At 69.6% G+C, this 24,803-nt stretch carries 15 protein-coding genes; 4 read left to right on the top strand and 11 right to left on the bottom strand.

Features of this window, described 5'->3' with window-relative positions:
• The first annotated feature begins 259 nt into the window (after window positions 1-259).
• On the top strand, window positions 260-2,836 hold the full coding sequence (locus PLE19_20405; GenBank protein HPD17305.1) for a pre-peptidase C-terminal domain-containing protein: 2,577 nt from the start codon (window positions 260-262) through the stop codon (window positions 2,834-2,836).
• A gap of 10 nt (window positions 2,837-2,846) precedes the next feature.
• On the opposite strand, the gene PLE19_20400 is transcribed toward PLE19_20405, so the two are convergent.
• The 4 genes from PLE19_20400 to PLE19_20385 form a co-directional block, all read right to left on the bottom strand.
• The gene (locus PLE19_20400; GenBank protein HPD17304.1) at window positions 2,847-6,356 is read right to left on the bottom strand and encodes a DUF4091 domain-containing protein; all 3,510 of its coding nucleotides are present in this window, start codon (window positions 6,354-6,356) and stop codon (window positions 2,847-2,849) included.
• Window positions 6,357-6,441: 85 nt separating this feature from the next.
• Window positions 6,442-8,799, bottom strand: coding sequence for a DUF5060 domain-containing protein (locus tag PLE19_20395; protein ID HPD17303.1), 2,358 nt, complete (start codon window positions 8,797-8,799; stop codon window positions 6,442-6,444).
• Between the two features lie 124 nt (window positions 8,800-8,923).
• Window positions 8,924-9,664 carry a hypothetical protein gene (locus tag PLE19_20390; protein ID HPD17302.1) on the bottom strand — a complete coding sequence of 247 codons (741 nt, stop codon included), beginning with the start codon at window positions 9,662-9,664 and terminating at the stop codon, window positions 8,924-8,926.
• Between the two features lie 95 nt (window positions 9,665-9,759).
• Window positions 9,760-12,078, bottom strand: a complete 2,319-nt coding sequence (locus PLE19_20385) for a fused MFS/spermidine synthase (GenBank protein ID HPD17301.1) — start codon at window positions 12,076-12,078, stop codon at window positions 9,760-9,762.
• Between the two features lie 143 nt (window positions 12,079-12,221).
• Between PLE19_20385 and PLE19_20380 the strand changes: the two genes are divergently transcribed.
• Genes PLE19_20380 through PLE19_20370 form a run of 3 tightly spaced genes read left to right on the top strand, consistent with a single transcriptional unit; the run spans window position 12,222 to window position 14,279 of the window.
• Window positions 12,222-12,851 (top strand): DJ-1/PfpI family protein, encoded by a 630-nt coding sequence (locus PLE19_20380; protein ID HPD17300.1) that lies wholly within the window; start codon window positions 12,222-12,224, stop codon window positions 12,849-12,851.
• Between the two features lie 17 nt (window positions 12,852-12,868).
• Window positions 12,869-13,303, top strand: a complete 435-nt coding sequence (locus tag PLE19_20375; protein HPD17299.1) for a SoxR reducing system RseC family protein — start codon at window positions 12,869-12,871, stop codon at window positions 13,301-13,303.
• Entirely contained in the window at window positions 13,296-14,279 is a 984-nt protein-coding gene (locus PLE19_20370) for a Gfo/Idh/MocA family oxidoreductase (protein HPD17298.1), read from the top strand. Before PLE19_20375 ends, PLE19_20370 begins: the two co-directional genes overlap by 8 nt.
• Window positions 14,280-14,294: 15 nt before the next feature.
• Here the strand turns inward: PLE19_20370 and PLE19_20365 are convergent, their stop codons facing one another.
• The 7 genes from PLE19_20365 to feoB all read right to left on the bottom strand — a co-directional run bounded on the left by PLE19_20365 (window position 14,295) and on the right by feoB (window position 24,709).
• Complete coding sequence (locus PLE19_20365) at window positions 14,295-16,604, bottom strand: hypothetical protein (GenBank protein ID HPD17297.1); 2,310 nt, start codon at window positions 16,602-16,604, stop codon at window positions 14,295-14,297.
• 59 nt (window positions 16,605-16,663) lie between these two features.
• Window positions 16,664-18,121 (bottom strand): aminotransferase class V-fold PLP-dependent enzyme, encoded by a 1,458-nt coding sequence (locus tag PLE19_20360; protein HPD17296.1) that lies wholly within the window; start codon window positions 18,119-18,121, stop codon window positions 16,664-16,666.
• 38 nt (window positions 18,122-18,159) lie between these two features.
• Entirely contained in the window at window positions 18,160-19,695 is a 1,536-nt protein-coding gene (locus PLE19_20355) for a radical SAM protein (GenBank protein ID HPD17295.1), read from the bottom strand.
• Window positions 19,696-19,746: 51 nt separating this feature from the next.
• The gene (locus tag PLE19_20350) at window positions 19,747-20,367 is read right to left on the bottom strand and encodes a hypothetical protein (protein HPD17294.1); all 621 of its coding nucleotides are present in this window, start codon (window positions 20,365-20,367) and stop codon (window positions 19,747-19,749) included.
• Between the two features lie 160 nt (window positions 20,368-20,527).
• Window positions 20,528-21,283, bottom strand: a complete 756-nt coding sequence (locus PLE19_20345) for a GDSL-type esterase/lipase family protein (GenBank protein HPD17293.1) — start codon at window positions 21,281-21,283, stop codon at window positions 20,528-20,530.
• 10 nt (window positions 21,284-21,293) lie between these two features.
• Window positions 21,294-21,713, bottom strand: coding sequence for a hypothetical protein (locus PLE19_20340; protein HPD17292.1), 420 nt, complete (start codon window positions 21,711-21,713; stop codon window positions 21,294-21,296).
• A 374-nt stretch (window positions 21,714-22,087) separates the two neighbouring features.
• Entirely contained in the window at window positions 22,088-24,709 is a 2,622-nt protein-coding gene (gene feoB, locus PLE19_20335; protein HPD17291.1) for a ferrous iron transport protein B, read from the bottom strand.
• Between the last annotated feature and the right edge of the window lie 94 nt (window positions 24,710-24,803).

The raw sequence follows: 24,803 nt of genomic DNA, 5'->3' as shown, positions 1-24,803 counted from the left end.
GAGCCCTTCAGGCTCCAGAGACAATCACCCTGCCTACAATTCCGGCCCACACCCTCCGGCCCCGACCCTCTTGACAGGCAGGCGCGGGTGTGATACAAGTCCCATCGGCGGAGCAGCAGGGGCGCCCTGCCTGCCTACGGCCAAGGGCTCGGGCCAGATTCCATCGCGGCGTCTGGAAAGGTCTTCGTCTACATGCTCGTGTGATGTGTGCAGCGGCGGCCCGCTGCGCTTGGGAAAGCCTTGCTTGGAGGGTGGGACCATGGGTTGCAGGGGCACGGGGTGTGGGGCGCGTCGAGAGGGCGGCAGGGGGCGTCGGCGCCTGGCGCTGGAGGCTCTCGAGCCGCGGGTGCTGCTCAGCGTGACCATCCTGTCCGAGACCTTCGAGAGCGGGTCCCTGGCCACGAATGGGTGGACCGTTGGAGATTCCAATCCTTCGGGAACCCCAGCCTACTGGAATATCGTGGCCGACACCTTCGGCTACGGAGGCACCCACGGGGGCACGCGCAAGGCCTACTGCGCTGGCACGGGCTACGGCGGCAACACGCTCAACCCGACCTACCAGAACGACATGACGGCGTGGATGAGCTGCACCATTGACCTCACGAACTACGTGGCGGCCACGCTCACTTACTGGCACCTGATGGCCTCCACCGAGCCCGGCGTGGATATCGGGCGTGTGTACATCGACTCGACGGTGGTGGGCAGCCGGTCCGTCACGCTGACCCAGTGGACGCAACAGACCGTTGACCTCGAAGTCTTCCTCGGCGGGATTCACACGCTGAAGATCGAGTTCACCTCGAACTCCTCGACCACGGCGGAGGGTTGGTATCTCGATGACATCCTGGTGACCGGGGAGGAGGACCCCGACGACACGATCGGCGAGGCCACCGGCCTCGGAGCCGTTGGCGCCTCGCCCATCTCGGTCACGGGGCAGTCCATCATCGTCGGCACCGACGTCGACATGTACTCCTTCACCGTGGCCGCCGGCCAGCGGGTGGCCTTCGACGTGGACAAGCCGGCCGCCGGCGGCCTCAACTCGTTCCTCCGGCTGTACGACGCCTCGGGCACCGCTCTCACCGGCAACGACAACCAGGTCGGCCCCGCCCCTGAGGCCGACGCTGCGGAGGCCTATTTCGAGTACACCTTCGCCACGTCGGGCACGTACTATGTCGCCGTGTCGGGCAGCGGCAACACGGCCTACGACCCGCTCACAGGCGCAGGCGATGCGGCGGGCAGCGTGGGCGGCTACAGCTTGACCCTCACCGACCTAGGGCCGGAGCCCGCCGGCACCATCGGCCTGGCGATGAACCTGGGGACATTGCTCGCCGGGGGCTCGCTCAGGCGCTCGGACTCCCTCAACCCGGCCAATGACGTCGACATGTACTCCTTCACCGTGGCGGCCGGCCAGCGCGTGGGCTTCGACACTGACCTGCTGTCCGTCTGGGCGCCCGACACCTATCTTCGCCTCTTCGACGCGGCGGGCACTCCACTGACGGTCAACGACGACGGCACGGGGTTCGGCCTCGAGCTCGGTGCGGGCGGGTCGTATCTCGAGTACACCTTCATGACCGGTGGCACCTACTATGTGGGCGTATCGGGCGCTCCCAACAGCGCCTACGACCCACTCACCGGGGCGGGGGTGAGCGGCGGAAACACGGGCTGGTACGACCTGACCATTCGCGACCTGGGCCGGCTGGTCGGGCATATCGTGTGGGCGGGCGGCGCTCGGGTAAGCGTCTACGACTGCGACGTCACAAACGACATCACCCTGGACGACGTGGCCGTGGTGTTCAAGGCGCCCAACGCCATCTCTTCGATCACCCTGGTCGGCGCAGCGCAGAAGACGGGGCTCGGCATCGCCGTGTCGGGCGCCGACGCCGTGGGCAAGGTCAGCGACAAGCGCGCGCTGCCCACCGATCTGGCGTTCTTCATCTGCGACAGGCCCGTGGCCTCGCTGGCGCTCCGGAGCGGCATCACAGGCTTCGACCTCAACGGCATCCCGGTGGGCGGCATCAGCAGGTTCTCCCCTGACATTGATTTCGACGGCGATACGGCGGACCGCACGGCGCTGCACATCCAGGGCACGGTGGCGAAGCTCGCGCTCACGGGCAACCTGACCGGCGACGCCATCATCCAGGGCGATTTGACGTCGGCCAAGATCACAGGCTCGATCGCGGCCGACGTGCGGGTCACCGGCAGCATCCCGAAGCCGAGCGTCACGGGCAACTGGGCGGGCGCCATCGAGGCCAACCTCCTGGGCTCCCCAAAGATCGCGGGCACGCTCTCCGGCACGCTCCTGGTGACGGGCGTGGATGCAAAGGGGCTCTCCATCGGCAAGCTGGCTGCCGGACGGATCGGGAACCTGGTGGTCAACGCCACTGGCGGCGTGAGCGGCATCCAGGCGGCGGGGTGGGCCGATGGCTCGCTCACTGCCCCCTGGCTCTCCTCGCTCACCCTCACAGGCGACTGCGGGGCCGACATGACGCTGGGCTTCCTCGGCAACCAGGCCATCGGGAAGGCCACCGTCACGGGCACGCTTCAGGATGTGCTGTGGCGCACGTGGAGTTCGGTGGGCAGTCTCACGGTTGGCCGGTGGGGCGCCGGGAGCATCCTGGCCGCGGGGGTGGACGCCGGCGGCGATACGGCTTTCTTCACGGCGGACGACGTAGGCATCGTGGGCACGTCGGTAGGCAAGCTCACGATCAACGCCTACGACACGGCTCACGGGCACGACTTCGGCATCCTGGCCCACCTGTACCTCTCAGGCAAGCTGGCGGGCATCACGCCCCCGCTGCCCTTCACCAACGGCCAGTTCCGGATCGTGGAGTTGGACTGAGAACGCCGGTTCAACGGAGGCGGCGGGCCAGGCGCTCGATGGCCTCGCCCAGACGCGCGCGCAAGCGCGGCACGGCGTCGGGGTCGGGGAGCAACGAGGTCGAGTAGCGGCCGCCCTTATTGGGAATGCTGACAAAGGCGGCGGCCTCGGCACGCACGGCCTCGGCCTCTCGGACGCTCAGGCCGCGCGCCCTGCCCTTCTCGAGCAACTCGTCCAGCAGGCGGAAGTACTCGAAGTCCTCGATTCCCTCGCGAGCCTGCTCGAGGCGGATCGAACTGACGGGACCGTCCACGCCCACGCGCTTCCCGGGATAGGTGAGGTAGCCGTCGCCGTTGGGGTAGCGGACGTAGTAGTACTTCGCCCCGTCGTCGCTCTGGGAGATGAAGGTGTGCCAGCCGCGGTCCCAGGGGTCATAGGTCCACCAGTTCACGCCCCAGAACTCGTACGCGGCGACGCCGTACTTCCAGCACAGCCAGGGCAATAGCCGCTCGACGGCGCAGTAGGGGGTGTCGAGGCACATATGGCCGTCGGTGGTGAACCAGAGGGTGTCGCCCGCGGCGAGACGCTCGCGCATCTTGCCGACGGGGAAGCTGCCGTGGGGGCCGATGCCCCAGCAGTTCAGATGCCCGTCCCACTCGGGCACGTGGTCCCAGGTGCTCGAGTAGATGGGCACACTGGGCTCGACGCTTCGGATGATGGCGATGGCCTGCTTCATCTGCTCGATGATGCCTTCGCGGCGGACGTGCGGCTCGTCGGAGAGGTAGAGCGTAACCTTGTCGGCCCAGCCCTTGGCCCGCAGGTGGTCCATGTAGGCTTTGAGACACTTGGCGTAGGCGTCGGCATACTCCTTGGTGAACGGCTGGTGGCCGAAGAGGAGCCGCGGCTTGTGCGCCCAGCCGAAGGAGTAGAAGAACCAGGGGGTATAGAAGGCGTTCACCCCCAACTCGTCCAGGCAGTAGGCCGCCGCACGGTCGAAGTCCGCCGTGTCCATCGCCACGACGCCGTCCTTGTAGCTGAACTTCGGCTCGGGGAGGAGGCCGGGGCTGATGCGGCGCTGGGCGAGGAAGGCGTACCACTTGCGCAGCACCTCGTCGCGGGTGCCGCTCGAGCCGCCGAACTGGCGGGTGAAGCTCTCGCGGAAGTCGTAGATGACCTTCAAGCGGCTGGCCTTCGGCAGGGCGAAATCCCAAACGGTGACGTGAAGGGGGAGTTGGATGGTTGGATGGGTGGAGGAATGGATGGAAACGGAACCGCGGTACGCGCCGGGCGGGGCGTCGGCGGGCACGCTCACGGTGGCCCAGATGGGCTGGGTCATGTTGGCCTTGAGGTCGAAGGGCGCCAGGGGTGGGAGGGGGTCGGGCCACAGGCCGGCCCAGCCGTCGCAGCCGCTGGCCCCGCGCGGCGGCAGCTTGCGGCACCAGGCGGGCGCGTCCACGGTGTAGTAGTTGCTCGGGTAGTCCACGGGCACGAAGCCGACCAGGTTGAGGGAGACATCGAGCGTGCGTCCCTCGCGGTTGCGGGGCGGGTCCACGGTGACGGCGACCTTCGTTAGGTCGCGAGCGGAGCGCAGGCAGAGCTGAAACGGTTCGCGCTCGTTGCGTGCCGCGGCCACTTCGATACGCTTCGGGGCATCGGCCGGCAGGTCGTCGGGGAAGGCTTTCACAACAGGGTTCACAAGCCACGCGGCCAACTCGCCGCGATCGGAGCCTTCGCGGCAGGACTCGGCGGCGCCAACTACGGCAGCCGTGGCTTCGCCGAAGAAGACATCGTCGTGCCACACCGTGCCGTGGGCGTTCATCGTGAGATGGAGCGAGACGGACGCACAGTCGGCCGGCGTCTGGACGAGGGCGTGGAGCAGCGTCCAGCCTCGCGTGCCGCTGAGGCCGGGGCCGGAGCCGAAGTACTTCACGCCCTCACAGAGCTTTCCTTCGGCGTCGTGAAAGTGGCCGTGAATCTGCACCACGCCGTCCACATCCTTGCAGCGCAACCAGGCGGCGTAGAGGTACGTCGTGAGCGGCTGGACGGGGATCTCGGCCGTGCGCCATCCCGACCATTTGAGGGGCGCGCCGGGCGGGACCTCGAGCCGCGCGCACCATCGGCCCAAGTGGGCCTCGGGGTCGCGGGCGGCGCGATAGAGCTTGGAGGCCGCCTGGTCGCTCTCGGCCGAGAGGAGCCAGCCCGAAGGCAGCGCCGCGCCCTCCTCGAAGCCGGGGTTGGGCGCAAGGTTGGCCGCGCTGGCGAGCAGGTCGCCGAGCCCCAGCATCAGGGTGCGGGCGCCCCACAGCCGCCCCAGCCACGAGGGCCGCGGCGAGTAGACGTGGAGCGTTCTCTCAGCCAACGGCGGCATCTCAATGGGGAAAACAACCTGATCGCCGAGTCTCGCGGACGGCACGGTTTCGCCTGAGATGGGGTCCACGATCAGGAACGACGCGTCGCGCGCCGCGGCGGGCAGGTGGCGCGCAATCGGCGGGACGGGGGCCGTGGCGAGCCGGCGGGCGGGGGCCTCCCCCAGGTTTCTGACGATCAGTGCGACGCGGCGCGGCGAGGAGCGCTCGCGCCAGCCGTCGGGCGCTGGCGCAGCGGCCAGCTCGATACGCTCGGCGGGGCAGCACGCGGCGTCGAGCGCAGCCGCCTTGCCGAGCAGGGTGAGACTCGCGTCGTCGAACCACGCCGTGCCTGTGCCGCGCAGCACGGTGCCCAGGGTGGCGCGAAGGGCGTCGGGCGGGGTGCGGAAGGCAATCTCGACCCGCCGCCACTCGAACGTGCCCTCCCCCGCCGCAACCACGCGATTGAGCGCCATCGGCCTCTGGCCGTGGACGTGGAGGAACCAGCCCGCCTGGCCCTTCACGTCGCGGCCCCTGACCCAGGCCTCGAAGCGGTAGTCGGCGTCGGGCTCCACACCGATGTCGTTCTGCACCCACTTCACCCAGGTGGGCGGGGCGGCGGGGTCCACGTCGCAGCGGACGCAGCGTTGGCCGCCGTGGGGCGCCTCGTCGGTCCATGCGAGGCGGTGCTGATCGTCGGCCTCGGCCTGCTCCCAGCGGGCGGGGCCGTCATCGCCCGCCTCGAAGCCGCCGTTGGCGAAGGGCATGGCCGCGCCGAGCCAGTCGGCCACGGCCCACGCCTGAGGGTTATCGGCATACACATAGCACGTCGCCGTGGCGCCCCGCGGGCACTCCACGCCGAAGGCCAGCCGGTCGCCGGCGGCGAGGACGCCGGAGCGCTTGGGCTGGCCGGAGGCGTCCTGGACATCGTAGAGCAGTTCGCGACCTCGGTCATCGCACACGCGTAGCGCGGCGAGGCGCTCGCCCACGAGGGGCAGTTCGCCGGCGCCGGCGCCTGCGGCGATCTGGACGGGCCGGCCGCCGGCGTCGGCGCCCGAGCCGTTGTGGACCCTGACGGGCACGCGCCGCCGCCACACGCCGCCGCCGGGATACGACAAGTGTTGATGCCAGGGCGCCGTGCCTGCGTGCACGTTGGTCAGGAGGAGAACGAGGGGCAGGAGGACGGGCAAACGCATCGCGCATCTCCTGGAGAACGTGGGGCGCGGAGCGATTCGAGCGGCTTCAGCGGGCCCGCGCAACGGGAGGACCTTGCGCGGCGGGCTACTGGGCGGGCTTGACCTTGAGGGCGCAGTCGCCCACGAACTCGGGCAGCGGGATCACCACTCCGCTTCCCTTGGACTCGGCCTCGCTCCTGGCGAGGACGACGCCCTTGTAGGTGTCCCACACCTCGACCTGGTACTTGCCCGGGTTGAGGCCGGTGAGGCGGAGGGCGATGTCCTTGAAGCGCGGCAGGGTCTGCGGCATGCGCTCCATGGCGCTCTGCGAGTAGACCCACACGTAGGCCTTGGTCTGGTTCTGGAGCGACAGGGCGCCCAGATCGTGATGCGGCTTGGGGAAGCTGTCGGCGGTGAGCACGCGGGTCACGAGGCCCTCGCCGCGCCGTTCTTCGCCCTTGTGGTAGGCGGCCAGGGCCTGGAAGTGGCTGTAGAGGTTGTCGCTCTCGATGAATTGGAACCACCAGAGCATGGGGCTGCCGCAGGTGTGGGTCATGTAGGTGGCCCACAGGCCGGCGTGAAGATGGGCACGCAGGACGGCCGCCGGCGAGCCGAACGGACCGGCGCCGCCGTACTCGGTGACGATGATCGGCTTGCCAAAGGCATTGCCGCATTGCGCGGTGCCCAGGATGAACTTGATGAGCGGGATGGTGTAGATATCGGTAGCCAGGTAGTGGATGCCGGGCAGGGAGACGAGGCTGGACTGGATGCGCCCGTAGTTAGTGGAGAAGTGGGTGGTCACGGGGTGCGCCCAGGGGTCGATCTGCTGGAGGTACTCGGTCATCTCGCGGTGCCATTGGACCTTGGGCGCGGCGGTGACGGGGTCCGCGTGGAAGTTCCAGGAGTCGCCGACGAGGTCAATCTCGCTCCAGAGCTCGAAGCCGAGGATCCGGGGGTTGTAGCCCCATCGGGCGATGATGTAGCGGAGGAGCTTGCGGTTGATCTCCTTGGCGATCGGGTTGCGGAAGAAGTCCTCGGGGCTCTCGAGAAAGCCGCCGTTGACTTCGTTGTAGGGGTTGTCTTCCCACTCGGGGTCGCACCAGGTGGAGGCCTTGCCGTGGTTGTCAATGACGAGGTTGATGTAGAGGTCGTGGCGCTCGGCGAGCTCGAGCAGGTAGTCGAGCCGCCAGCCGGAGTGGAGGTTGTAGCGGGTGAGGCCGTTGTAGTTGCGCCAGTCCTTCACCCATTCGAGGCCGAGCCACCAGGAGCACATCCAGACCTCGGCGAAGTTCTCGCCATGGTCGGCCATCTTCTTGAAGAGGTAGTCGTAGTTGAAGGTGCCGTGATCGGGCATGATGGTGGCGCCGAGGGCGTGCTGGATGGCCGCGGCGCGGGGCGTGTCGTCGCTGGGCGAGTGCACGTTGTGGCCGATGGGATAGAACCATTCGCCGTTGTCGAAGGCGAAGTAGTTGGGGTCCTTCTTGCAGACCCGGATGAAGCCCTTGCTCTTGGAGGGGGTGCACACGAAGGAGCGCCGCCCGGTGACGAGGCGCTCGGGCTCGGGCCGCCCCTTCTGGCGCTCGCCCGCGTATTGCACCGTGAGGTAGTAGGCGTGCGGCCCCTCGGCCACCGGCGCGAACCGCACCTTCCAGGTGCCGGGGCCCACGGGCACCAGCTCCTCGCGGTTGTTCTTGATTCGCCGCACGTGGTCCTGGTAGTAGAAGGCGGGGATGGCGATGGGCTTGCCCTTGGGGTCCAGGAACGTGGCATCAATCTTGATCTGGTCGGGGTCGAACGGGTTGGTGATGTGGCGGTTGATGTCGAAGGTGAGCTCGAAGCGCTCGTAGCGGCCCACCTCGGGGGCGTTCTCGCGCAGGTTCAGCACCCGCAGCGGCTCGCGCGGCAGCTCCAGCGGGCAGGCCGTCACGGCGTCCAGGTGCAGCGAGCCCTTGAACTGATCGTCGCAGAAGAACTTCACCCCGATCTGGTTCATCCCGTGCGCCGCCACGCTGTCCCACAGCCGATGGTGGGCGCTGGGCCGAAGGTGGGGGCTTGACGGGCTGATGTCCAGGCTCACCTCGTTCCACACGCCGGGCCGGAGCGACTGCTCGAAGAAGTGCTGGAACCAGAGCCCGTCCTTGTCCTTCAGGAACAGCAGCGTCTTCACGCTGTCGGGCGCCTTCTCCGGCACGTAGACGTGGTAGACGATGCGGCCGACCCGGTCAATATCGAAGTTCACGTGCCGCAGCACCGAGGCGGGGCGCGGGAACTCGACGGGGATCTCGAGCGAGTAGCCGCCGTCCTTGGCCTTCGCCTGGCTGCGGGCCACGGTCGTCTCGTGCGACTCCCAGCCGTCGGTGCTGGTCTCGAATCGCCACTGGGCCACGGGCGCCGGGCTCTCGCCGGCCAGGGCCAGGCCGGCGGCCACGCTCAGGGCGACCAGAATCGCTCGCAATGCGGCCAAGGGACGGCTCCGTTTCTGGCTAGGGCTTGCTCTTCCCTCGGGGGCTCGGGGTTTTCTTCCCGGCGCCTTTCTTCGTCTTCGGGGCGTCGTTCTTCGACGGCGCCTTGGCGGCTTTCGTTGCCGCCTACTTGGCCTTGCGCGCCTGAGCCTTGGCCTTCTTCTTCGCCTCTCGTTCCGCCGCCGCGAGCTCCGCGATGTGCCGCTCGGCCGTGGCGCACTCCTTGCGCAGCACGCAGGTGCGGCAGTCGTAGTTCTCTTTCGTGCACACGGTGAGCGCGTGCTGGCGGAGCGCCCAGTAGGTGAAGTGAGCCTCGCGGGCGGGAATGACGCCGGCGAGCCCAGCCTCGATGTCGGCCTCGGTCTCCGCCTCGTCGGCCAGGCCCAGCCGCCGCACCACGCGGGCGATGTCCGCGTCCACCAGCACGCGGTCGTACTGGAACACCCAGTAGAGCACGGAGGCCGCGATGTAGTGGGGCACGCCCTCGATGCTGGTGAACCAGGTCTTGAGGCTCTCCCGGGGCCGTGCTGCCAGGGCCTCGAAGTCGAAGGTGTACAGCTCCTCAACCACCTTGCTCAGGATGCGCTTGAGCGCGGCCGCCTTCACCGGCGCCAGTCCGCACGCCTCCAGCACGCTGCCGGCCTGCACCGTCATGCTCACCCGCAGCTCATTCCAGTCCACGAACTCCTCGGCGAGCTTGGCATACGCCTGGCACGCCTTCGCGGGCGGCGCATCCGCCCACAGCACGGCCATCACCACCTGGTTGAGAAGGGAGTCCTGCGGCTCAGGCGGAGGCGGCAGCTTGTAAGTTCGCGCGAGGATGGGGCGAAGGCGACGGGTCTTGCGAATCGAGAGCTTATGCGACATGGCAGTGGCCCAGAAGCCAGCGTTCAGGGGGCATGACCACACGGGCGAGCACGGGCACCCGCCCCCTCGCATACTACCTGTGACCGCACCCAAAGTCAACTGGTTTTTGCACGCCCCGCGCCAGCCGCCAGCACGCCGAACAGGCCCAGCGCGCCCAGCCCCGAGAGCATCAGACACACGGAGACGATGCCCGAAACAGGCACAAGCACAGCACTTACGGCGAGAGCGCCGAGGCACGCCCCGGCGAGATCGAGCCCGTAGAGCGCCCCCGCCGACGCACCGCCGCCCGAGTGGAGCGCTGCCGCGAGCGGGAATTGCAGCCCGCCGACGAAGCCCGCCAATAGGGCGACCAGACTGAATGCCGCCCCAGCCAGCGCCGGCGCCGCCCCGAGCCGCGTCTGTGCAGCCAGCACGAGAAAGCCGGGCAGCGCAAGCGGATAGAGGCAGATGCCCACCTGGACCCACCGCATGCGCCCCCACGTCGCCCGCCCCAGGCGCACCCATCGTCCCGACACCCACGCCCCGCCCGCCAACCCGAGCATGAACGCCGCCACCACCGCCCCCACATAATGATAGAGGTAACCGCAAGCCACTTGGAAGCCGAGCAGCACGGCGAACTCGACGCCCATCTCGATCAGCCCGGTCGAGGCCACCGAGAAGGCCAGCGCCCCGTCGCGCCAGCGGCCCCGCGCCAGAGGCGCACCTAGCGAGAACGCCGCCACGAGCGCCAGCAGGGCCAGCGGCGCCGCGGCGGGGCGTCGCTCCAGAACCCCCAGCAGCGCCCCCAGGTCGAGCCACGATGGGGAACCCCTCGCGGGCCTGGCACGCTGCATCGCGCTCCAACGCTGCGCCTCGTAGTAGTAGCAGCGGGGCGACAGGTCGCGGTTCAGCGCGGGCGGCGGCTCCGCCCGCAGCGCCCGCTGAAGCTCCTCCAGCCGCCCGCCCGCCAACTCGGTCTCCCACACGCTGGCATCCACGGACGAGGTCTGGAGGTCCCGGGCCTGCATCCGCTGCGCCAGCAGGCCCAGCCGATACGACACGCGGCCCGCCTCGCTGGACGCCAGGAACGTGCACTCGCCGCCGGGGAAGACGATGGCATCGGGGAACGCCTGGGAGAGCGTGCGATACAGGCACGCGAGCAGGCGCTGCGTCTCCTCGGGGATGTAGTTGTGCCCGCCCGGGGCGCGGAACGCAAACACCCCGCCCGGCGCCAGCGCCTCGGCCACCTCGCGGAAGAACTCCAGGGTGTAGTAGCGGTTGGCCTGGGCGGTGGCCGGAGGCCCCGTGGCCGCCATCACAACATCGAACCGGGCGGAGACGCGCTTGAGGAACGCCCGGCCGTCCGTCGCCACCACGGCCACCCGGGCATCGGCCAGCGCACCCCGTGCGGAGGCGGCGAACTCGCCTCGAACCATCTCGACCACCTGCGGGTCCAGCTCGACATACGTCAGCTTCTCGACTGACGGGTGCTTGAGAATCTCCTCGAGCACGCCGGGGCCTCCGCCGAGCAGCAGCACCTTGCGCGGCTCGGGATGCTGGAGCATCGGCAGATGGGCGGCCGCCTCAGCCGCGGGCGGGTCGGGGTAGCTGAACGCCAGCGCGCCGTTCTCATAGAGGCTGCGCTGCACACTCTCGCTCGGCGGCCGCACCACGGCCAGACGCCCGTAGCGCGAATCCGCCGCATCCACGAGCACCAGCGGCGCCCAGTATCGCCGCTCGATGCCCAAGCCGAACCTGTGGCGGCCCATCGCCGCAGGAAACACCGCCGCGGCGATCCCGCCCAGGGCCAGCAGCGCCAGCGCCTTACCCGCCTGGGTGCGGCGCTCCTCGACGCCTTTGAGCAGCGCCCCCAGGCTCCAGACACCCAGGAGCGCGAAGGCGGTGGCGATCGGGTCGAGCCAGTGCACGAGAGCAAAGGTGTAGGCCGCTCCGCCGGCGGCGGCGCCGGCCGCCTCGGCCATGTAGGCGCCGCCCACCGAGCCCCTGGCCGCCTCGGCGGCGCGGCACAACAGCGGGAACAGGAAACCATTGAGAAGGCAGAACGGGGCGAGAAGCGCCAGCGCCGAGACCAGCATCAGGCCGAACGGCCGCACCTCGCCCAGCGAGCCCCCTCTCGCCTCGCGAAGGACGATCTTGAGGCATTGGGCGCCCGCCACCGTAGCCGTGGCGGCCCACGCGCCGGCCAGAAGCGCCCAGGCGAGCCACAGGTCGGGCCGCCTCCACCGCTTCGCGAACCGCCCAAGCCCCAGGCTGCCCAGCCCGGTCCAGAACAACCACGTGCCCAGCATCACGCCAACGCACAGCTCGTTGCCGTGAAACGTCACCACCATCTCGCGCAGCGCGACCACCTGCGTCACGATGCCGCACAAGCCGATGCAGAAGGCCGAGAGGTACACGCTGCCCAAAGCGCCCATGGTCCCGGCATCATAGCCCCGCGACGCCGCGACTTCAAGCGCCCGCGGCGGCGCCACTTGACCCAGACGCGGCCCGGAGGTAACCTGTACGCGAGGGGAAAACAGCGCCATAAGGGCCGGCGGTGCTGGAGAGGAGACTGGCGATGGATGAGACGTTGCTGGCGTTGTGTTCGCTCGCGGCGCTCGCCCTCGGCATCGTGGGCTGCTCGCAGGACGGCGGCGGGTCAGCGGGAGCCAAGCCGCCGGCCAAGCCTTCGCTGGAGGGTAAGCGGGCGGTGTTCATCATCGCGCCGCGCGATTTCCGCGACGAGGAGCTTCGAGAGCCCACGGCGCTGCTGAAGGCCCGAGGCTGCACGGTGACCATCGCCTGCTCGTCGCTCGACGAGGCCACGGGCATGCTCGGCGCCAAAGTGAAGCCGGAGGCCCTCCTCAAGGACGTCCAGGCGTCCGACTACGACGCGGTGGTCTTCGTGGGCGGCGTGGGCGCCAGCGACTACTTCAACGACCCGACGGCGCACGCCGTGGCCCGCAAGGCGGCGAGCAGCGGCAAAGTGCTGGGCGCCATCTGCATCGCCCCCTCGATCCTCGCGCGCGCCGGCCTCCTCCAGGGCAAGCGCGCCACCGCCTGGAACTCGCAGAAGGACGACCTGACGGCGAACGGAGCGAAGTGGTCCGACGAGGCGGTGGTGCGCGACGGCAAGCTGATCACGGGCAATGGGCCCCAGGCAGCGCCGCAGTTCGGAGAACGGCTCGCTCAGGCTCTGGCCGAGTGACAACGGGAGCCGGACCGATGGTCGAAGAAGGCACCGTGGTAGGGCTCAAGGGACGCCTCGCGCGCGTGCGCATGAGGCCCGGCCCCGAGTGCGGCCGGTGTTGCGCCTGTTCCGCTCTCGGCGGCGGCGACCGCGAGCTCGAGATCGAATCGGCCCTGCCCCTCGAGGTCGGCTCCCGCGTCCTGGTGGAAATCGCCCAGGGCAACCCCTGGCTCAGCGTCCTGCTCCTCTTCGTCCTGCCCCTGGCCGGCCTGGTCGCCGGAGTCATCCTGGGCGCGCAGTGGGGCCAGAGCGATGCCGCGCCGCTGCTGCTCGGCTTTGGCCTGCTGATCGCCTTCTTCGCGGCGGCAGCCGTGGTGGACCGGACGGCCATCCGCAAGCGCATCAAGCCCCCGGCCATTGTGGAGGTGCTAACGCCCGATGCCCAGGCCCAAACGAGCGACAATGGCTGAACCCGTCTCTGAGCGCACCCTCCGCGTCGCGTTCATCGGCGCGGGACCCCGCGCCACAATGTCGCATTACCCCTCGATTCGCGACCTCCCGGGCGCCGAGATCTGCGCCATCGCGGAGCTCGACGCCGCCAGGATGCGCAAGGCCGCCGAGCAGTTCGGCGTCCAGGCCACCTACGCCAGCTACCGCGAGATGCTCGAGAAGGAGCGGCCCGACGTCGTCTACGCCATCATGCCGCCGCATCACCTCTACGACGTGGCCTTCGCCGTGCTGAGCGCCGGCTGCCACCTCATCATCGAGAAGCCGCCCGCCGTCACCACCGAACAGGCCCGCCAGCTCGCCATCGCGGCGCGCAAGAAGGCCCTCATCACCGGCGTCACCTTCCAGCGCCGCTACTGCCCCGTCGTGCGCGCGGCGAAGAAGCTCTGCGAGGAGCGCGGCCCCGTGCACTCGGCCGTCGCCGCCTTCTACAAGAACAGCGTGGGCGCCGGCCCCTACTACGGCGGAGCGATGGACATCCTGACCTGCGACGCCATCCACGCGGTGGACACGCTGCGCTACCTGTGCGGCGGCGAGGTCAAGAGCGTGGCGAGCGACGTGCGCCGCCTGCTCGCCGACCACTTCACCGCCCACTACGCCCTCGTGCGGTTCGACTCGGGCGTCACCGGCGTCCTGCTCACCAACTGGATGACGGGCCGCCGCTTCTTCACCTTCGAACTGCACGGCGTGGGCATCTCGGCCTTCGGCGACCCCGAGGAGGGGGGCCGCGTGTACGCCGACAACCAGAAGGAGCCGCTCCGCACCCTCGACCCCTTCGAGCTCGCCGCCAGCCAGGAGCCGCATCGCGCGTACGGCGAGTACGACATGAACGCGCACTTCCTGCGCTGCATCCGCCGCGGCGTGCAGCCGGAGACGTGCCTCGACGACGCCGTGAAGACGATGGAGCTGGTGGACCGCATCTACCAGGCGCAGATCTAGCGGCCCCGCCCTGTCCTATCTGTGCCACGGCTTGGCCGCAGCGCCCCCATTCGGGTCCGCCGTGAGCAGCAGGGCGTCGAGCTTCGCGCCGTCCTCGCGGCACGACACCTCGACCAGGGCCACGCCGGCCTCGAGGCGAATCGCCACGGCCTCGCGGGCGGTGCCCGCGCGGAACGGCGCCCACTCCCACTTCGCGTGAACGCCCGTGTGCCACTCGGCGCGGGGCAGCACGTCGCGGCCCGACTGCCGCACGCGGACGAAGAAGGAGTCGTCGTCGGGCGTGGGCGCGTGCACGCGACCGAGCAAGCAGTAGTCGCCCGCCTGGGGGATGTGGACGGTCCATAGCCCTCGCGCGGCCGAGGCGCTCCCCTTCCCTCCCGGCTCGCCCGGAACCCACAGGAACTTGCCGCCCGAGGCCGCCGGGTCGGTGTCCACGCGGAAGGGCGGCACGACGAGGGCGGCCGATTCGGCCTCGAACGGCTCGCCCGCCCGTGCAGCGCCGCGGGCGCCCCGCTCGGCGCGCTCGAGCAGGCGCTGATAGGTGCGGATCGGTTCGACCTCGCCCAGAATCTCGCGGCCCAGGTCGCGGCCATTCATCATCAGCAGGGCGTTCTCCGTGCCCGGCTCCCAGCCCTCGCAGGCCAGGCGCTCCTCTTTCACCACATCGGCGGCGAGGCGGAGACGGCGGCCGGCGGCGGGCACCGACACGTCCACCCTGCTCCCCCCGACCTTCGCCTCCGCGCCCGCGAAGTCGCGTCGGAAGGCGGCGAACCCGGCATCGTCCAGTCCCTCGGCGGCGCGCGCCCACACGGCCACGGTGGCCCGCCCCTTCGGCGGCCCGGCCTCGTGGACGCACGTGAGCCGCATCACGGGATGCTTCCCGCCGTCGTTCACCAGCATCACAGGCGCGCCGAGCACGAAGCGAATGCCGACCGCCACGTCCTCGAGCCGCAGAAACACCGCCGCACCGTCGGGCACGGGCCGTTGTGCGTTCGGCTCGACCTTGACCGGCGCATCGCCCACCCACACCTCGGCCTTCGAGGGGATCACCACGTGCGAGAGCAGACACGCCGGCTCGGGCGCCCAGCGTTTGAACGTGCCGACCTCGGGGTCGGCGGACGCCAGCACGAGCGCGTCGGCGCCGTGCTGCACGCTCATCTGGAAGGGCACGAGGTGCAGCGCCTTCGAGTGCCCGCCGCCCGTGACCTCCTTCTTCTGGCCGTAGGCGTCGCCGCGGGCATCCATCAGGAAGTTCACCACGGGCATTGCCGGCCCGCCGGGCAGGTTCACGACGAGTTGCTTGCCCGTCGGCTCGTAGATGGTGCCCGAGCCGATGCTGAAGCGGCGGCCGACGTAGTGCGCCGCGCGCTGCCACGGCTCGGAGCCCCAACGCTGGTGCACCGTCCGCGGGGCGGGCTGGGCCACGTCACGCTTCAGCCGGCGGGGCGGCTCCCACCGGCAGAGTTCGAGGAACGTGCCTGGAACGAAGGGCGGGTCGGCGGGAATCCAGCCGGCCATCTTCAGGTGGAGATCGAGGTAACCGTGGCCCGTGAGGTAGTCGTAGTCGCGGCTGTGCGCGCCGCCGAGGCGGAGGCCCGGTTCGAACCAGTTGGCCGCGATGTCGGTCCAGAAGAACCGCAGCGCGGCCTCAGCGGCCCGGCGGCCGGCGCGCCGCTCGGCGAACCGGGCGATCAGGCCCAGCGAATCGAGGTCTACGCCGTAATAGGTCGGGCTGACGTACTCGTGGACCCCGCCGTCCCACACGTGGAGCAGCCAGCGGTCGAGCATGGCGTAGCCTTCGTCGGCGAGGTCGGGGCGGCCCGTCGCCTCGCCGATGGCGATGCAGTTCCAGGTCTTCATCAGGAAGATGTTCGTGTAGGACTCGGCCACGCGATGGCGGCGAATGCCCTCGACGCTGAAGCGGATGAGGCGTTCGAGCCGCTCGGTGCCCTCCGCGTCCAGCGCCCGTCGGTGCCGCATCCAGACCAGGATGCCCTGCTGCATCGAGAACTCGACGGCGTTGAGGTCTTCGGGCCGCTCGGCCTGCCAGTACCAGCGGAAGTTGCCGAACGTGCGGCTCTTCTCGTCGCGGTCCTGCATCTGCTCGGCGAGGTCGAGGGCTCTGGCGATGCGCTCGGGGCGCCAGCCGAGGGCGGCGGCGTCGAGGGCGAAGGCGAACAGATCGCGCACGCCCAGGCTCGGCGGTGTCTTCTCGATCTGCGCCCAGCGCCGTTCCAGCCGCGCCTCGGGCGCCTCGCCGGCATGCGCGGCCACGAAGCCGCAAGCGGCTGCCAGCAGGAGGCTTGCTCTGGCGCGCGGGTCCATGGCCGATCTCTGGGCCGCGGCGGGGCGAGCGGGGCCTGAGGGGCCGGGCGCGCCCGCCCTCAGATGGGCATGACGTCGCGGATGCTGACGCTGGGCGTCTCGGGCACGTATTCCATGTGCTGCGGGTCGAGCACGTAGCGGGCCTTGGGGCCGTCGGCGAGCACGGCGCGCAGGGCCTCGACCGCGTAGTCTACCTCGTCGGCGGTGTTGTAGACGCCGAAGCTGAAGCGCACCATGCCGGGCACGGTGGCGTGGTCGCCGGCGGTGAGGCGTGCGACGATGCTGTGCATTTCGGCGTCGCTGATGCCGAGGAGCTCGCGCACGTAGGGCTGGGCGCAGAAGCAGCCGTTACGCACGCCGAGGCCCCATTCGTGGCCGAGGATGGCGGCGAGCTTCCCGTGGCATAGATTGGCCGCGTTCATGGTGATCACACCCAGGCGGTCCTCGCCTACCCGCGGGTCCTTCAGCCCATAGAGCGTGAGGCCGTCGAGGCGCTGAAGCTTGTCGAGCGCGCGGCGGGTGAGCTCGCGCTCGTGCTCGGCCACGTTGTCCATGCCGATCGTCTCGAGCACCTTGATGGCGCAGCCGATGGCGAGGCAGCCGAGGACATTGGGGGTGCCGGCCTCTTCTTTCTCGGGCAGGGGGGCCCACATCACCTCGTCCATGGTCACGGCGTGCACGGTGCCTCCGCCCACGTAGTCGGGCTCGTGCTCCTCGAAGGCGGCCTTGGGGCCGGCGAGCACGCCGGCGCCGAAGGGGGCGTACATCTTGTGGCCGCTGAAGGCGATGAAGTCAATGCGCTCGGGGTCGTCGGGCGCGCCCATGCGGAAGGTGCGGTGGGGGATGAGCTGCGTGGCGTCCACCACCACCCGGGCGCCGGCCTCGTGGGCGAGGCGGGCGATGCGGCGGATGGGCGGCAGGATGCCGGTGACGTTGGAGGCGCCGGTGACGGCCACCACGGCCAGCCGCCCCGCGTAGCGCCGCAGGTGGTCCTCGAAGTCGGCCAGGTCCAGCCGCCCGGTGTCGCGGTGCACGCGCACGTGGTGCACCTCGCAGCCGAGCTTGCGCCAGGGGAGCATGTTGGAGTGATGCTCCATCATCGTGGTGAGGATCACCTGGCCGGGCGAGGGGGCCAGGTGCATGGCCAGCTTGTTGAGGGCGTGGGTGGCGTTCTGGGTGAAGATGACGGTGTGGTAGCCGAGGTCGGCGCCGATGAAGCCGGCGACCACCTCGCGGCAGCGCTCGAAGGCGTGGGTGGAGATCTGGGCCTTGAGGCCGCTGCCGCGGTGCACGCTGCCGTACCATTCGAGGAACATGCGCGAGCAGGTGAGCACCGACTCGAGGGGCGGGGTGGTGGCCGCGTTGTCGAAGTTGACGTAGGTGATCTGGCGGCCGTCGTGGAGGGGCACCTTGCGCTCGACGCCGATGACGCGCTTGCGCACGGTGGAGATGGTGATGCCCTCGGCGAGGTCGCAGCAGGCCTGGCACAGGTCGGCCACTTCATCCTGGAAGGCCACGGGAATTGCCTCCTGGGCGATGGGCGGTTTCCGAGCGATCAGACGTTCGCCGCGGCGGTTTCATTACGCGCCGAGGCCGCGGCGTACTTGGCGGCCAGCTTGCGCTGGATGTCGGTCTTGTAGAGCGAGAACGAGCAGACAGGGATCGTGCGCACGTCGCCCGTGTCGGGGTCCTCGAAGGCGAAGCCCGCGGTGCAGTTCTGGAGGCGCGCGCCGTCAATCGAGTGGTACTCCTCGAACGGCAGCACGATCATGCGCAGGGCATCCTGGATGCGCGTGTGGCGGCGCAACACCTCCTTGGGCCTCCGCCCGAGGGCGAGGCTGCCGAGGATGCGCAGCACGGTGAAGAAGGGGCGGCCCTTGAAGATGCGGCGGAAGTCGAGCGCCTGGCGCGCGGGCCGCCACAGGGCGCGCACCACGCGGAGTTGGCCGCGCAGCCGAGGCCAGAAGCGGCTGGTATCCAGACGCTCGAGGTCCGGCCCCAGCCGCTCGGCGAGGGTGACGATCTGCTCGGCCACCTCGTGGAGGGGCAGCTTGAGGTAGTGGCTCAGGGCGTGATAGCGCTCGCCGTCCGAAAGGAGCAGCGTCATGGACTCGCAGTTGGGGTGCACGCCGCCGAAGGTGAGGCGGGTGGGGGTGAAGAAGCGGGTGAAGGTGTCGAGCTTGTAGCCGAGGCCGGCGGGCACGAACTCCACCCGCTCGTCGGGCAGGGCCTCGCCGATGATGTGCTCGACGTCCTCGATGGTGGTGTGGACGTCGGTCTCGAACTCGCCCTCTTTCCAGGTCTCGGTGAGGGGGATGAGGTGGAGGGCGGTGATGTAGTCGCGGCCGTCGTGGGCGAAGCGGATGAGGTCGCCCATGTGCGCGTCGTTGATGTGGCGGGCGACGCAGGTCATGAGGGTGTTCTTGCGGGTGCTGTACTTGCGGAGGTTTTCGAGGGCCTTGAGCTTCTTCGCGGCGGCGCCGGGGTTCTTGCGCAGGCGGTCGTAGATGGCGGGGTCGCGGCCGTCGAAGGCGATGAGCACGGGCACCTTGGTCGCGCAGAGCTTCCGGCAGTACTCCTCGTCGGCCAGCTTGAGGCCGTTGGTGACGATGCGCACGCGCAGGCCGTGCTTGCGGCACAGGTCAATGATCTCGAAGAGGTCCTTGCGCACGGTGGGCTCGCCGCCGAAGAGCTGGATGGTGGGCTTTGGGTCCAGGGCGGCGAGGCCGGCGAGCACCTTGTCGAAGTACTCCAGGGGCGGCTCGAAGAGGAAGCCCATGCTGGGGGTGTTGTTGATGCAGATGGGGCAGTTCATGTTGCAGCGGTTCGTGACGTCGAGGAAGACCATGCGCGGGTGGTGGGCGTGAGCGCACTCGAGGCAGTTGATGGCGCAGGGGCCCACGGCCTCGGGGTCGTAGTGCCAGAGGTCGCGCTTGGCCTGCCAGGTGGCGGCGTCGGTGCTCACGAGGCGCTCGGACGGGCCGCACTTCGGGCAGACCTTGCGGATGTAGACCCTGCCGTCGCGCACGAGGTGGCTGGCCGGAGCGCGCTCCTTGCAGTTCTCACAGAGTCCATAGACAGTCTCTGACACGGCAGGACTCCGGTCCTGTGTCCGCTGCGCTCGGGGAGGGGCGGCGAGAAGCTACTTCTTCTCGGGCGCCGGCGGGGTCGCGGCGGCTACGAGGTCGTCCTTCTGCGGGTCGCAGCCGAGCCAGCCAGCGAAGAAGTCAACGATCTCGGGCAAGTGCATCGAGGCCCAGAGGCCGACCCAGCCGATGTGGATGTTCCGGCGGCAGGAGAGGGAATCGGGATAGGGCGGCCGGTTGCCGTGGCAGGCCAGGCGCAGGAAGCCGACATTGTACCACGCGGGCTCGGTCGGGAGCGGCTTGTTGGCGGCCTTGAGCGCCGCGATCTTGTCGGGCCAGAACTGACGCGGGTCTTGCGCGTTGAAGTCGCCCACGGTGAGGCTCTGGCTGCCCCAGGCGATGACGCCCCAGGCCCGGTCCTCGATGGGCTTCGAGCACCACTTGCCTTCCCACAGCCCATGGTAGCTGCCCTTCACGCAGCTGAACCCCATGGGCGTCAGGTTGAAGTAATCGCCGGGGTAGAAAGCCAGATGGGGCTGCTTCGTGAGGGTGACGCCCACGTCCATGATGTCCGCCGCGTCGCGGCCCCTGTTCTTCATGTAGGTGCTGCAGCACCCCGCGCACGCCACCATCGCCACCAGGCCCGCCAGGCCCACCCAACGACGTCCGCTTCTCATCGCAGTCTCCAGTGTGTGACCACCCGTCGGAAGTCATCCCAACGGGCAGCAATTATACGGAGAACGGGCGCTCCGTGTCAATCACAATCGCTGCGCGGGCGGGCGCGGCGGCGCCGGCGCCTGCCGCGGCCATCACCCAAGGCCCAGAGGGCGCGGCCCTCTACGGGCTCGCGGCGGTGGCTGCCAGCGCCCGCTCGAGCACGGGCAGGATCGTGTCGGCGATGAGCCGCTGGCCGCGGGGGTCGGGGTGGATGCCGTCGGGGACGAAGGCGTCGCGCTCGGGGTGCTTCTCGAACGCCTCGTGAACCTCGGCGAGGGGCAGGCTGAACTCCTTCGCGAGGCGCCGCGTGACCTCGGCATACTGTTTCACCAGGTAATTCAGCCCGTGTTTCTCGTAGGCGGGGAGGTTGCGGAGGCCATAGTGGGCGCTCATGGGCACCGAGGTGCACAGGACCACGCCCGCGCCCGCCTTGCGAACTCGCTGGATGATCTCGCGCAGGGCCGCCTCGAAGTCCGCGAGCGCCACCCGCGGCGTGTCGGCCACGCCGTTGGGCGGGCGGAAGAAGCCGGCGTCGTTCGTGCCCAGCATCACCACCACCCAGGCGGGCCGGTGGGCCAGCACGTCGCGCTCGAGGCGCTGGAGCGCAAGCGGCGCCGTGTCGGCATCCACGCCCGCGTTCACCACCTCGATGGGCCGTCCGAGGCGCTTCGTCAGGCCGGCGGCGAGCAGAGTCCGCCACGCCGTCTCCTCGGTCACTCCCGCCTTCTTGACGCAGTTTGTCGTCGAATCGCCCAGCGCCACGATCTTCGTCACGGCGGTTTCCCCACAACGGGCGGCCCCGGGCGCGCCGGCGCCGCCGGCCAGGATGACGGCGGCACCCCACAAGCAAGCTGCCCGCGCGGCCCTCACCGGCATGCTCCCGTCCTCACTCGGGCCCGGCCTTGGTCGCCACGTCGTCGCCCACCTCTACGTGGCCCAGCATCGTCTTGCCGTAGCGGCAGGCCGACAGGTCGTCGTACGTCTCCTCGACCACGAGCTTGCCGAGGAACCTGCCTTCGCGCGAGACGAGGAACGCGTAGCGCGGCCTCACGCCCTGCAACTCGCCCACGTTGATGACCGCGACGCCGACCAGCTTATCCACCTTGACCACCTTGCCGCGGATGGTGGCCGGCACATCTATGCCGTCGTCGCGGCCGAAGGGCAGAAGGCCCTTCGGGACGGCGGGCTCGACGGTGGGCTCAGGCGCCTGGGGCCCAACGTCCTGCCCCCGGAGCAGCCGAGAGCAACCCGCGCCCGCTGCGAGCGCCAACGCCAATGCCCCGGTGAGAAGCCGACGCGCCCTCATGGCCGCTCTCCTGACTACGGCCTGATCGAAGCTCCCCGCGATCCCTCCTCATCATACACCGCGACGGGGCGTTTGTGAAGCGCGATTGCCTGCATGGGGGCGCTGGGGTGTCTGGAAACGCTGACAGCCAGAAATGCGATTTGGGGCCTCCGGCGTCGAGACTCCGCCGTCGCGACTGGTTTCCTGAAGTGTTTCCGTTGACTGGACTTATGGCAACTCCGCTCCCCTCCCGAGTGGTCGAAGGTATCAGGAGCCCAATGGCCCCTCCGGAACGTCGCAGAGGCCATTCTAGGCGGTTTTTCATGGGGCGAGTGCAAGTCATTGGCGCACTTGGTTTTATCAGTGTCATATAATGATAAACAGGCCCAGATCGCCTACCCACCCAACCCGATGAGGCGACCTATCTGGTACGTGGCCAGCGTGAGGACATAGGCGAGGCCGGTGAGGCTGCCGAGCTGGAACGCGGCCCATCCCCAACTGCCCGTCTCGCGGCGGGTCACGGCCAGCGTGGGCAGGCACAGCAGGCTGATGAGGCAGAAGAGCATTACGCAGAAGCCCACGAGCGGCGAGTAGTCGGCCCGCAGGCGCTCGCGGAGGGCCTCGACGTGTTCCTCGCCCGAGCCGACGGCGTAGATGATGCCCATCTGGGCGACGAAGACCTCGCGTGCGCCGAAGGCGCCGAGGAGGGCCGTGCCGATCTTCCAGTCGAAGCCGAGCGGGCGGATCAGCGGCTCGACGAGCCGGCCGATGCGGCCCGCCGCCGACCAGGCGATGTCCTCCGCCGCCTGGCCGTGGCGGATGGCCTGGCGCTCGGCCTCCCAGGCGGGCCGGATATCGTCGAGCCACTTCACGGCGGCCTCGTAGCCGTCGGGCGCGCGCTCTTTGACGCTGGCAAGCTCGCGCTCCATCTTGTGCAGGAGCACGAAGTGGGCGGGCGACCCCTCGTGGGCGCCGTGGTGCTCGGCGGCTTGGTCGAAGCGGGCGCGGATGGCGGCCACCTCGTCGCGCAAGTCGAGGAACCGCTGGATCCGGTCGCCTGCGGGGCCCTGGCGCAGTTCCGCGATCTCGGCAGCGTAGCGTTCGGCGGCGGCCCGGAAGCCGGGCTCGTGCTCGAAATGCTGATCGCGGGCCGTCTCGAGGGCCAGATCGGCCAGACCCAGCCGCCGGAGGAGGCCGGCATCGGGGGCGGCGAGGCCCAGCGCGGGGGCCAGGCTCTCCATGGCTTGGACGTAGGCGGCCGCGGCGCGCTGCTCGCGGGCCGCGTAGTCCTGGTCGTAACGCGGCTTCCTCGGGTAGCTGGTGAGGAACCACAGGACCATCGAGATGCCGAGGATCACGGTGCCGGCCTTCTTGATGTAGAGCCAGGAGCGCTCCCACACGTGGATGGCCAGGCCGCGGAGCGTGGGCACGCGATAGGGCGGGAGCTCGATGACGAGGGGGTGGGTTTCGCCGCGGAGCACGGTGGCCCGCAGCAGCTTGGCCCCCCCGATGGCGAGCAGGGCGCCGAGCGCGTAGAGGCCGAAGAGGATGACGGGCTGGAGCCGAACCGTCAGGAACCCCAGCCGCACGAGCACGCGGTTGGGGAAGAACGCGGCGACGAGCACTGTGTAGATCACCAGCCGGGCGCTACAGCTCATCAGCGGCAGCACCAGGATGGTGGTGAGGCGGTCGCGCCGCGTGTCGAGCGTGCGCGTGGCCAGGATGGCCGGCACGTTGCACCCGAAGCCTACGAGCATGGGGATGAAGCTCTTGCCGTGCAGGCCGATCTTGTGCATCACGCGGTCCATCAGGAACGCCGCGCGGGCCATGTAGCCCGTGTCTTCGAGCACGGCAATGGCCAGGAACAGCAGAATGATGTAAGGCACGAACACCAGCACCCCGCCCACGCCGCCGAGAATGCCGTCGCACAGCAGCGAGCGCACGGCGCTGTCGGCCGCCTTGGGCCAGAGCTGCGCGACCGACTCTGCGAGCCAGGCGAAGAGGGCCTCGACCCAGCCTGTGGGCGCCTCGCCGACCGTGAAGGTGAACTGGAAGACGAGGTAGGTGAGGAGCAGGAAGATCGGCACGCCGAGCACGCGGTGGAGGATCAGGCCGTCAATGCGGTCGGACGCCGTGTGGCGCGCCTCGACGGTCTTGACCACGGCCTCCTGGCAGGCGCCGGAGATGAAGCCGTAGCGGCGGTCGGCGATGACGATCTCGGGCGAGTCGCCGAAGACCGTCTGAAGGTGGTGGCGCGAGGCGGCGGCCGCCGCCAGCAGGCCCGCGGCGTCGGGGGCCCCCTGCTCGACCCGCGTCCGGATGATCGAGTCGTCCTCGAGCAGCTTGAGGGCCAGCCAGCGCGGGTCGTAGTGGCTGGCCAGCTCGGGCGCCGTCTGGATCAGCGGCACCAGCTTGTTCAGTTCCTCGTCAATCTCGCGCCCGTACGACACCTCCACGGGCGCGGGCCGCTGGGGGTCGTCGGCCAGCGCCACGATCGCGTCGAGCAACTCCTGAGTGCCGCGGTCCTTGTGCCCCACCGTGGGCACCACGGGGGCGCCCAGCAGCTCGCTCAGCCGCTGGTAGTTGATTGCGTGGCCCCGCCGTTCGGCGAGGTCGGCCATGTTCAGCGCCAGGATCAGCGGGACGCGGAGCTGCACGAGCTGAACCGTCAGGTAGAGGTTCCGCTCGAGGTTCGAGGCATCCACCACGTCCACCACCACGTCGGGCCGCTCCTCGGTGAGCACGTCGCGCGCGACGACCTCCTCGACCGAGTAGGGGGTGAGGCTGTAGGTGCCGGGCAGGTCAATGACGTGGATGCGGCGGCCCTTGTGGGTGCACGTGCCCTCCTTGCGCTCGACGGTGACGCCGGGGTAGTTGGCCACGTGCTGGCGGGCGCCGGTGAGGTTGTTGAAGAGCGTGGTCTTGCCGGAGTTGGGGTTGCCGGCGAGCGCGACCACGATGGCGCCGGCCGCCGCGCGCTCGGGCGGGCGGCCGGGGGCGTCGGGATGGCAGGCCATGCGTCACTCCGCTCGAATCTGGAGGGCCATGCCGCGACCCAGGGCGAGTCGCGTGCCTTTCACCTCCACCACGGCCGGCCCATGTCCCGAATTG

The organism is Planctomycetota bacterium, assembly GCA_035384565.1.
Lineage (GTDB): Bacteria > Planctomycetota > PUPC01 > DSUN01 > DSUN01 > DAOOIT01.
Note: the sequence above shows the minus strand (reverse complement) of the source record. Positions and strands in the feature narration are given on the sequence as shown.